Genomic DNA, 10292 nt, shown 5'->3' with positions numbered 1-10292 from the left:
ACGCCGCAGCCGCTTCGTCGTAGATGGAGCGAATCTCCGACGGAAGCGTGACGGGCGAGGTATGAGTAAGACCAATCGACTCAACGGCAGCGAGCAGCCTGGCGCATTGTTCTTCGATGGTGTAAAGGGCATCGAAAGAAACCTCGGTACTGTCGATTGACGACAGCGCCGTGAGTTTCGCTTGCATGCTTTTTGCGAACTTGCCCTGCTCGCGGATCAAGACGGACGTCACGATTTCGCTAATTAAGTCTGTTTGCGACCTAGCATTGAATGTCACATTTTTCAGTGCGGCAGGATTCGAAACAGCAAGCGATTCGGCTAGGGCTGTTAACACTGGTGCGTACCCAAGAAAATCTTTGACTTGGTCCCAATTCCCCGAGACGTCGATGGACTCGTCACGCGTCAGTAAGGCCGCCACTTGCTTGATGCGTCGGTCCCTCATTCTGCCGAACGGAACGGGACTGGCGCGAAACACATTGTATTCGGCCCTCCCTGTCTCATCAAACCTCTGGCGCAGGTAGCACTCAATGAATTCCTCGGCTGCGTTCTTATCGAAAAAGCTTAATTCGACCTCAGCCAACGGTACGTGTGCGTCGGCAAACGAGTACTTGATGAGTTCGGCAGCTTCTGACCTGGAGAATAGAATTATCGATGGAGGTTGTCCCACCGAACGCGACGAGCCTCCCGCCACCTTCTGGACGTTGTCCACGAAAGCCAGAAAGTTATCTGTTCCCGCTCGGAACAAGGCCTCGTCGAGCGAATCGACCACAATGCCGCTCGTGCCCGTCGCGATGCTCGCCATGTAATTGCTGTGGAACCCGAGTGAATCTTGAATCAGCCCGGATAGTGAGTACGAACCAACTTGGGCGCGCTCCGCCAAGACTAGGGGCCAGTGCAACTCATGAGCAATAGCCGCCGCTGCCGACGACTTTCCAACGGCCCCCGGCGCCTCGACTAGAAGGACCGCAGCTTCTTGGGGCCACGATCGCTCAAGAAAGCGAGGCTTGACGTAACCCGGAACCGGCGCCGGAGCCGCGACAAAGGCTTGAGGCGCCTCCTCAACCGCCACTGGAAAAGCGTTATTGGCTGCCAACCGATTGCAAAGCGCACCGAACTGCAAGACGACCCCCGGATACGACTCGACGAACTGTCATCATTCCCTAGACGAGCAGATTCCGGAAGACTACCCAGGCGATCCTCCTTATGGGGTGGCACGGGCAGGCTAGGCCGCAGGAGGGCTCAGCGCCGCGCAGTGAGGAAGCGGGTGTAGGCGAGCGCGTCAGCCTCGGTCTTGGGGCCGCCCGCGACGTCGTAGGACTTCTGGTTGACCTTGTACTTCGGGATGTTCTGGAACTCCCGCTTCTGCAGGCAGTTCGGCGGCACGACGATCTTCAGCATCCTCGCCTCGGGGCCAGCGTAGGTCGCCCGGTACACGGGGGGTCACTCCCCCACCCCCATGCCCACCCTGCCGGCGCCGTGGTCCCAGCCTCGCCAGGAGCCGATCTGCGAGGCGAGGAGCCACCCCGCTGGGCCTTAGTCGTCCGCGACCGCAGCGAGGGCGAGGAGACCCGCGTACGCCGCCGCGCCGTCCTCAAGGCTGGGCTCCGACCGGATGGGGTCTCGACCGAACAGCCCGATCACCTCCCTGCCGGTGCGCGTCATCCCCTCCACGCAGGGTCCGCCGTCGTCGCCCTCGCTCGGCTCCCACCCCACGCCGTCGAGGGCAGCAAGCGCGTCGGCCCAGCACGCCGCATGCACCGAGGTGGAGCCAAGCCACACCTCCTCATGTGCCGGGGGGAGCACCAACAACCCATCCCCGGTCTCGACGTGGAGGTACGCCACGTGCTCGAACACTGTCACGACACTGATCACGAGCTCCTCCCTTGGTTCCCCGGAAACCCCCCTGATTCCGGGGGACGGTTAAGTATCTCTAGTTGCTCTTGGTCGCCAAGATGTCTCTGTCTATGGGGCTCTAGCGAACCTCAGCGAGAGGCAGTTACCTCTCCGCTTTTACTCCGCGGGTTGTGGGTTCGATCCCCACGGGGCCCACCTATCCCCCGCGGGCCGGCCCGCCGTGGGCCGCTCGCAGCACGGGCTCGATCGCCGCCACCAGGGCGCGGTGGGTGGTCCGCAGGTCGGCGTACGCCGCGACGAGCGCCGGGTCCGGGTCGACCGGGTCGGCGAGCCGGACCATGACGTCGACGGCCTCGGACCAGGAGCCGTGGAGGCCGGTGCCGACCGCGGCCGAGACCGCGGCGCCGAGACCGGCGGCGGACGGCGCGGTCGGGGTCCGCACCGACGCCTGCAGGCACGCGGCGACCGCGGCGAGCACGAGCGGCGACCGCGACCCGCCGCCGGACACCACGACCGACGGCACGGCGACCCCCAGCTCGTCGACCATCGCGAGCGCGTGGCCCGACACGGTCATGACCAGCCCCTCGAGCACCGAGCGGTAGAGGTGCGCCGGGCCGTGCCGGGCGTCGAACCCCACGAACGCGCCGCGCCGCCACGGGGCGTCCGACGGAGCCAGCCAGTCGAGGACGGTCAGCAGCCCGTCCGCGCCGACCGGCACCCGGGCGGCGGCCTCGCCGAGCGCGGCCTCGTCGCCGACGCCGACGTGGTGGCCCACCAGGTCCCGGACCCAGGACACGGTCCACATCCCGCGGCGCACCCCGGTGCTCTCGTGGAGCACCCGCCCCGGCACCGCGGCCGGGTTGGTCCAGTGCGCGGGTCCCGCGGGGGCCGAGGGGGAGCCGACGGTCATCGAGGCGACGTAGGTGCCGAGCGAGACCAGCAGCGGGCCCGGCTCGAGCAGCCCGCAGCCGAGCGCCTCGACCGCCTTGTCGTTGGCGGTCGCCACCACCGGCAGACCGGCGGGCAGGCCGGTGGCCGCCGCGGCCGCCGTGGTCACCTCCCCGAGCACCCCGCCGGGCTCGACGAGGTCGTCGGCGGGCGTCTGCCCGAGCGCGTACGCCGCGGAGGAGTCGCGGACGCGACCGGTCAGCCGGGCGGTGAGGTACGCCGACGAGGCGACCACGTGGGCGGTGCCGTCCGGCAGGTCGGCCTCGCCGCGGGAGTCCATCCAGGAGCGCACCGGGGCGGCGAGCGAGCCGTCGGCCCGCAGCGGCGCCCGGCAGAAGCGGATCCCGCACAGCCCCACGGCCCGCACGTCGTCGCGACGCTCGCCCAGCCCGCGCATCGCCGCGGCGCACGCGGCGACCAGCGCGTCCCACAGGTCGTCGCCCGGGTGCTCGACGTGCCCGGGGGCCGGGCTCGCGGTCGGCGCCAGCGGCTGCTGCGCCGAGGCGACGAGCGCACCGTCGAGGTCGTGCACGACGACCTTCGCGCTCTGCGAGCCGAGGTCGATCCCGACGACCAGCCTGGTCACGACGGGCCGCTCACGCCAGCGGGAAGATCGTGCCCGCGTTCATCGTCCCGCGCGGGTCGTAGGCGGTCTTCAGCCGCTCCAGCAGCGGGTACGCCGAGCCGTGCTCGACGTGGGTCCACGCGGCGCGGTACTTGCCGATGCCGTGGTGGTGGACCATCGACCCGCCGACCCGCAGCGCCTCCTCGACGACGATCGCGTTGAGCGGGCGGTGGTAGGTCTCGAGCTCCTCGCGGGGCTCGCAGCGGATGTCGTAGTCGTAGACGAAGTACAGGTTCGTCCCGGTCTGGTAGCTGTGCGACGAGTGCGCCCCGAGCAGCGTGAGGTCGTCGACGCGGTCGAACTCCTCCCGCACGCGGCGCATCACCGCGTCGTACAGCGCGGGCACCGCCGACCAGCTCGCGGAGACCTCGGTGGTGTAGCCGAGGTGGGCGTCGCGCAGCATCGTGGCCTTCTCGGCCTCGATCTTGTCGGGTCCCCAGTTGAGGTGGGCGAACCACTCCTCGACCAGGGCCGGGTCGACCGCGGTCACCGGCCGTGCGGCCACCACGTCGTCGATGCCGGCGGCGGTGGCCTCGACCAGGCGGCGCGGACCCTCGGCGACGAGCACCACGACGCTGGTCCGCTCGGCGTCGAAGCCGGGCAGGTGGGCGAAGTGCTGGACCGCGTCCCCGGGCGAGTAGGCCCGGGCCACCGAGGGTCGGTAGCCGGCCACGACGACCTCGCGGAGGATCTCGACCGCGGCGGCGAAGTCGTCGATGAGGTAACCGCGGAAGTCGAGGGCCTCGGGCCGACGGAACACCTTCACGGTCACCTCGGTGACGACGCACAGGGCGCCCTCGTTGCCGATGACGACGTGGCGCAGGTCGGGGCCGGCGGCGCGTCGGGGCACGTTCTTGATCCGGGCGACGGTGCCGTCGGGGAACACCGCCTCGAGACCGACGACCATGTCCTCGATCCCGCCGTACAGGGTGGAGAGCTGGCCGATGGACCGCGTCGCGACGAGCCCGCCCATCTGCGCGATCGGCTGCGACTGCGGCGAGTGGCCGGTGGTGAGGCCGCGGGCGGCCAGCTCGTCCTCGAGCACCGCGAGCGGGACGCCGCACTGCACGGTGGCCTGCATGTCGGTCTCGTCGATGTCGAGGATCGCGTCCAGACCCGAGCAGTCCAGGACGATCGAGTCGGGGACCGCCGTCTCGAGGCCGCCCTCGGTCCCGGTGCCTCCGGTGCGCGGCACGACGTTGAGGCCGTGGGCGTCGGCGTGGGTGAGCACGGCCCGGACGTCCTCGACCGAGCGCGCGCGCACGATGGCGGCCGGGAACGGGCCGTCGAAGATGCCGTGGACGGCCGTGTACTTCTTCCAGCGGTCGACGCTGGCCGCGCGGATCGCGTCGGGGTCGGTGTCGACGCGGTCCGCGCCGACGAGGGCGACGAGGTCGGCGACGATCCCGGCGGTCGCGGGGGTGGTGAGCTCGGTGGTCATGCGTCTCCGATCGGGGGGTCGGTCACAGGAGGGGCGTGCGTCAGCGCACGAGGTAGCCGCCGTCGACCGTGAGGACGTGGCCGTTGACGTAGTCCGAGGCACGGCTGGCGAGGAACACCACCGCGCCCATCAGGTCCTCCGGCTCGCCCCAGCGACCGGCGGGCACGTGGTCGAGCACGACCTGGCTCGCGGCGGGGTCCGCCCGGCGGGCGGCGGTCATGGCGGTGGCGAAGTAGCCGGGCGCGATCGCGTTGACGCAGATCCCGTCGCCGCCGAGCTCGTCGGCGTAGGCCTTGGTGAGCCCGACCAGGCCGTGCTTCGTCGCGGCGTACGCCGGGGAGGTGCGGCCGCCGAGGAAGGAGAACAGCGAGGCCACGTTGACGATCTTGCCGCGGCCCTGGGCGCGCATCGCCGGCACGCAGGCGTGGGCGAGGTCGAAGGCCGCCGTGAGGTTGAGCGCGACCATCGGGTCCCAGTCGTCGCGCCCGAAGCTCTCGACGTCGCCGAAGCGGCACATGCCCGCGGAGTTGACCAGCACGTCGAGCCGGCCGTACGTCGCCAGGCAGCGCGCGACGACCTCGTCGGCCGCGCCCGGGGCGGTCAGGTCGACGAGGAGCTCGTCGTAGGCCGCACCCCGGGCCTCGACCAGCGCCCGGGTCTCGCCGCCGTCGTCGAGGACGGTCGGCACGAGCACGTCGGCCCCCGCCGCCGCGAGGGCGACGGTGAACGCGCGCCCCAGGCCGCCGTTGCCTCCGGTGACCACCGCGACGCGGCCCGCGAGGGAGAACGCGTCGAGCGAGAAGTGCTCCACGGCACCGCACCCTAGGGCACGGGCCCGCGGGGCCGAGTGGACAGGTGCCGAGATGACGTGCTCTCATATGAGACATCAATGTCTCATATGGAACGAGAGTGACCCGTGCCTACCCGTGAGCAGCTGCTCGATGCCGCTCTGCGCACCCTCAACGACGACCCGACCGCCTCGCTGGCCCAGATCGCCGAGGCCGCCGGCGTCGGCCGGGCGACCCTGCACCGCCACGTCGCGAGCCGCGACGACCTGGTGCGCGAGCTCGGCGACCGGTCGCTGGACCGGTGGGAGGAGACCCAGCGGGCCAGCGGGTTGGCCGAGGCGGTCGCCGACGGCGGCGACGAGGCCGTCCGGGCCTGCCTGCGCGAGATGTTCCCGCGCCTGGTCGCCGACGCCGAGGACTACGGCTTCGCGCTGACCGACTCCTTCCTCGTCTCCGAGCCCCGGCTCGCGGCCCGGACCGCCGACCTCGAGGCCGGCGAGGTCGCCCTGTGGCGCGCGGCCCAGGCCGCTGGCGTCGTCCGCGGCGACGTGCCCGCCCGCTGGTGCATGCACGCGGCGTACGGCCTGCTCGTCGCCTCCCGCGACGCCCTGCGTGCCGGTGACGTCGCCCGCCGTGACCTCGCCGACCTCGTCCTGACCACCCTGCTCACCGGCATCGCCGGCGAGCCCACCAGCACCACCACCACCCCGAAGGGAGGGGCCCGATGACCACGCTCCAGCCCGACACCCACCACTCCGACCCGGCGCGCACGCCGGCCCACCCCCGCCGCTGGGCCGGGCTCGCCGTGCTCTCGGCCAGCCTCCTGCTGGTCGTCATGGACATGACGATCCTCAACGTCGCGCTGCCCGCGATCACCGCGGACCTCGCGCCCACCTCGGTGCAGCAGCTGTGGATGGTCGACGCCTACCCCCTGGTGCTCGCCGGGCTGCTGGTCACCGTCAGCGCGCTCGGTGACCGCTGGGGCCGCAAGAGGATGCTGCTCACCGGGTTCACGGTGTTCGGGGTCGCCTCGATGCTGGTCCTGCTCGCCGACTCCCCCGGTGACGTGATCGCGGTCCGCGCGCTCCTGGGCGTCGGCGGCGCGATGATCATGCCCTCGACGCTGTCGTTGATCCGCACCCTGTTCACCGACCCCCGCGAGCGGGCCGCCGCGCTCGGCGTCTGGGGCGCGATGGCCGCCGTCGGCGGCGCGCTCGGACCCATCGTCGGCGGTCTCCTGCTCGAGTACTTCGACTGGCACGCCGCGTTCCTCTTCAACGTGCCGGTGATGGTGGTCGCGCTCGTCGCCGGCCTGGTGCTCCTGCCCGAGGGCCGCTCCGCGCGCCCGCCGCGCATCGACGCGGCCGCCACGGCGCTCAGCGTCGTGGGCATGGTCGCCCTGGTCTACGCGATCAAGAACGGCGGCAAGGACGGCCTCGCCGTCGACGTCGTCGTCGGCGCCGTGCTCGCCGTCGTCGCGCTCACGGCGTTCGTGCGGCGCTGCCTCGCCGCGACGGACCCGATGCTCGAGGTCCGGCTGTTCCGCGGCCGTGCGTTCACCGCGGGCGTGCTGACGGCGCTGGCCTCCAGCATCGCAATGGCCGCCATGCTCCTGCTCGGCGCCCAGTGGCTCCAGCTCGTGCTCGGCTACTCGCCGCTGCAGACCGGGCTCGCCCTGCTGCCGATGGCGGTCGGCGGGATCATCGGCTCGCCGCTGGCGCCGAGGGTCGCCGAGCGCATCGGCGCCCGGCGGGTGCTCTCGGGCGGTCTCGCGGTGGGCGGCGTCGGCTTCTCGCTGCTGTACGTCGCGCCCGCCCCGCTGAGCTACCCCTGGCTGGCCTCCGGGCTCACCCTGGTCGGCGTCGGGATGGCGTCGCTCGCGGTCGCCTCGGCCGTGATCATGGCCGGCGCCCCCGCCCACCAGGCCGGCAGCGCGGCCGCGGTCGAGGAGACGAGCTACGAGGTCGGCAGCGTGCTCGGTGTCGCGGTGCTCGGCAGCCTCGCCGCCGCCGTCTACCGCTCCGGGCTCCCCGCCGACGAGCTCGCCGCCCGCGGCGTCGACGCGGCCGGCGCGGAGGCCGCCCGCGAGTCGCTGGGCGGGGCGCTCGAGGTGGCCGCGACCTCGCCCGGCGGCGCCTGGCTCGCCGAGACCGCGTCGACGTCGTTCACCACCTCGCTGGCCGACCTCGGCCTCGCCGGGGGCGTGCTGATGCTCCTCACGAGCGTGGTCGTGTGGTGGCTGACCCCCGCCGACCTCGACCTCGCCGACGCCCACCACTGACGGCGACCCGCCGACCCCGCCCAAGCAGCCGGGCGGGCGACGCGCCCCCCGCGCCCGGCGCGCGGGGGCCCGGGATGGCTAGGGTGCAGGCGATGCCGGGTTGCCTCCCGGCCCTCCGATGACGAGAGTGAGTCCATGAACAAGAAGGAACTGAGCGACGCGATCGCGTCCAGCACCGACCTGACCGGCACCCAGGCCACCGCCGCGCTCGACGCGGCCGTCGAGGCCATCAGCGCCGAGCTGAAGAAGGGCGAGAAGGTCACCATCGCGGGCTTCGGCACGTTCGAGACCCGCCAGCGCGCCGCCCGCACGGGCCGCAACCCGCAGACCGGCGAGACCATGCAGATCTCCGCCAGCACCACCCCGGCCTTCAAGCCGGCCGCCGGCCTCAAGCGCGCCGTCGACAGCTGATCCGGCTCCGGCGCCCGGCGCCGTGACCGCGACGAGGATCCGCCCCACCCCGTGGGGCGGATCTTCGTGCGTTCGGGCCCGCGAGCAGGCCCCGGAGCCGTACCGTCGGGGCATGTCGATCTCGGACGACACCGACGCCGCGGCCCGCGGCGCCGACCCGTCACGCGACGGCGGCGACCCACGGTCCGGCGAGCTCGCGGTGCACCGCTTCCACCGCCCCGGGCTGGCGCGGCTGCACCGCCTCGCCCTCGCGGTCAGCCTCGGCGGGCTCCTGGTCGCGCTCCTCACCTGGGCGCTGGCCGGCGGCGCGGCCGCGGTCGGCGCGCTCGTGGTCGCGACGGCGCTGGCCGCCGCGCTGTGGCTGGCCTGGTTCGGCGAGCCCGCGTGCGCGGTGCGCGTCGAGTACGGCGCGCTGGTCGTCGTCGAGGGCGACCGCGAGCACCGCGTCGACGTGGCCGGCGCCGACCTCGAGGTCGTCTCCGCGCCGGGCCGACGCGGCTGGAAGGTCCTGGTGCGGCGACCCGGACGGCGGGTGCTCGTGATCGACGGCGCCATGGTCGACGCCGACGAGCTCACCCGCGTGCTGGGTCGCTGGCGTCCCGACCTGCTCGGCGCGCCCCCCGACGACCGCCGTCGTCCTCCTCGCCCCGACGCGGCCTGACCGTCGCGGCCGCGATCGCGGTCGTGATCGGCACCGCCAGCACGAGACCGATCGCCGAGGCCAGCGTGCGCACCAGCTCCTCGGCGACCTGCTCGTCGGTGATCACCTCGAGGATGGGCCGCTCGTAGAGCGAGGTGAGCATCAGCAGCGCCAGCGCCGTGCCGGCGTAGACGAACACGATCGTGTAGATCGTCGAGGCGATGTGGTCGCGCCCGATCCGCATCCCCGAGCTGAACAGCCGGGCCCGCGACATCTCCGGCGCCGCCGCGCGCAGCTCCCACACCGCGGAGGACTGGGTGATGGTGACGTCGTTGAGGACCCCGAGCCCGGCGATGATGATCGCCGAGGTGAGCAGGCCCTGGTAGTCGAGCCCGTCGGCGTACAGCAGCAGGAGCTCGCCGGTGTCGTCGGAGATCCCCGACAGGCGCGCGGACTCCACCCCCCACAGCCCGATCACCGTCGTGATCGCGATGCCGACGAGCGTGCCGGCCAGGGCGGTGCTGGTGCGGATCGAGAGCCCGTGGGCCAGGTAGAGGACGACGTACATGATGACCGCCGAGCCCACGAGCGCGACGAGCAGGCCGTTCTCCCCCGCGAGGAGCGCGGGCAGCATGAACCAGCCGACCACCGCCCCGGCGAAGCCCAGCCCGATCATCGCGAGGATCCCCCGCAGCCGGGCGACCACCGCCACCGCGACGACGAACACGACGGTCAGGACCAGCAGCGGCGGGTCGCGCTCGACCTTCGAGAAGCCGTACGACGCGTCCCCGTCGGGGCTCAGGCCGCTGCCCACGGCGGGCTCGGCGCCCTCGCCCCCGCCTCCGCCGTCCGCGGGGGCGCCGCCGGGGGTGGGGATCCGGATCAGCTGCACCGTGTCGTCGGGTCGCAGGCCCGAGCGGGCGACGTACGGCGGTGCCTGCAGCGAGATGTCGTCCCCCGCGCCGTCGCCGTCCACGACGGTGACGTCCAGGACGTTGCAGCCCTCCGGGAACGGCTCGGTCGACCCCCCGGTCGGGGGCGCGTTGGGGTCGGCGCGCACCACGGGGCAGGGCTCGCCGACCGCCCGGACCTGCGCCGCCGGGAAGGTCACCCCCTCCTGGGCGAAGTCCACCCGCTCGGGGCGGTCCTCCTCCGCGGGCCAGAGCAGGCCCACGCCCGCGAGGGCCGCGAGACCGGCGAGCACCAGCGAGACGACGAGCACGGTGCGTGCCGTGCGTCCGACCGAGACCGCCTCGTCGACGTCGCCGTGGCTCCCGTGCCCGTGCGCGTGTGACCCACCCATG

At 72.4% G+C, this 10292-nt stretch carries 11 protein-coding genes; 4 read left to right on the top strand and 7 right to left on the bottom strand.

Going from position 1 to position 10292, the window contains the following annotated elements; translation table 11 throughout:
- The 6 genes from ABD158_RS08090 to ABD158_RS08065 form a co-directional block, all read right to left on the bottom strand.
- Positions 1-1069 (bottom strand): hypothetical protein (locus ABD158_RS08090; protein WP_344005938.1); only part of this gene is annotated, 1069 nt, incomplete at its 3' end.
- A 170-nt stretch (positions 1070-1239) separates the two neighbouring features.
- A complete protein-coding gene (locus ABD158_RS08085) occupies positions 1240-1398 on the bottom strand; it encodes a hypothetical protein (RefSeq protein ID WP_344005936.1) in 159 nt (52 codons plus the stop codon).
- 135 nt (positions 1399-1533) lie between these two features.
- Complete coding sequence (locus ABD158_RS08080; RefSeq protein ID WP_344005934.1) at positions 1534-1872, bottom strand: hypothetical protein; 339 nt, start codon at positions 1870-1872, stop codon at positions 1534-1536.
- Between the two features lie 178 nt (positions 1873-2050).
- Positions 2051-3388: an FGGY-family carbohydrate kinase gene (locus ABD158_RS08075; protein ID WP_344005932.1), complete on the bottom strand. Its 1338-nt coding sequence runs from the start codon at positions 3386-3388 to the stop codon at positions 2051-2053.
- A 10-nt stretch (positions 3389-3398) separates the two neighbouring features.
- Entirely contained in the window at positions 3399-4868 is a 1470-nt protein-coding gene (locus tag ABD158_RS08070; RefSeq protein WP_344005930.1) for an FAD-binding oxidoreductase, read from the bottom strand.
- Between the two features lie 40 nt (positions 4869-4908).
- Positions 4909-5679, bottom strand: coding sequence for an SDR family oxidoreductase (locus ABD158_RS08065; protein ID WP_344005928.1), 771 nt, complete (start codon positions 5677-5679; stop codon positions 4909-4911).
- Positions 5680-5784: 105 nt separating this feature from the next.
- Between ABD158_RS08065 and ABD158_RS08060 the strand changes: the two genes are divergently transcribed.
- From ABD158_RS08060 to ABD158_RS08045, 4 genes are all read left to right on the top strand, one after another.
- Positions 5785-6384, top strand: a complete 600-nt coding sequence (locus ABD158_RS08060) for a TetR/AcrR family transcriptional regulator (protein ID WP_344005926.1) — start codon at positions 5785-5787, stop codon at positions 6382-6384.
- Positions 6381-7937: an MFS transporter gene (locus tag ABD158_RS08055; protein WP_344005924.1), complete on the top strand. Its 1557-nt coding sequence runs from the start codon at positions 6381-6383 to the stop codon at positions 7935-7937. The genes ABD158_RS08060 and ABD158_RS08055 overlap by 4 nt, the downstream gene beginning before the upstream one ends.
- 135 nt (positions 7938-8072) lie before the next feature.
- Positions 8073-8348, top strand: coding sequence for an HU family DNA-binding protein (locus ABD158_RS08050; protein WP_344005922.1), 276 nt, complete (start codon positions 8073-8075; stop codon positions 8346-8348).
- 112 nt (positions 8349-8460) lie between these two features.
- Positions 8461-9009: a hypothetical protein gene (locus ABD158_RS08045; protein WP_344005920.1), complete on the top strand. Its 549-nt coding sequence runs from the start codon at positions 8461-8463 to the stop codon at positions 9007-9009.
- On the opposite strand, the gene ABD158_RS08040 is transcribed toward ABD158_RS08045, so the two are convergent.
- Positions 8921-10291, bottom strand: a complete 1371-nt coding sequence (locus ABD158_RS08040; RefSeq protein ID WP_344005918.1) for a YibE/F family protein — start codon at positions 10289-10291, stop codon at positions 8921-8923. The genes ABD158_RS08045 and ABD158_RS08040 overlap by 89 nt on opposite strands.
- Position 10292 lies beyond the last annotated feature (1 nt).

Source organism: Nocardioides lentus, assembly GCF_039529515.1.
GTDB classification, from domain to species: Bacteria; Actinomycetota; Actinomycetes; order Propionibacteriales; family Nocardioidaceae; genus Nocardioides; species Nocardioides lentus.
Note: the sequence above shows the minus strand (reverse complement) of the source record. Positions and strands in the feature narration are given on the sequence as shown.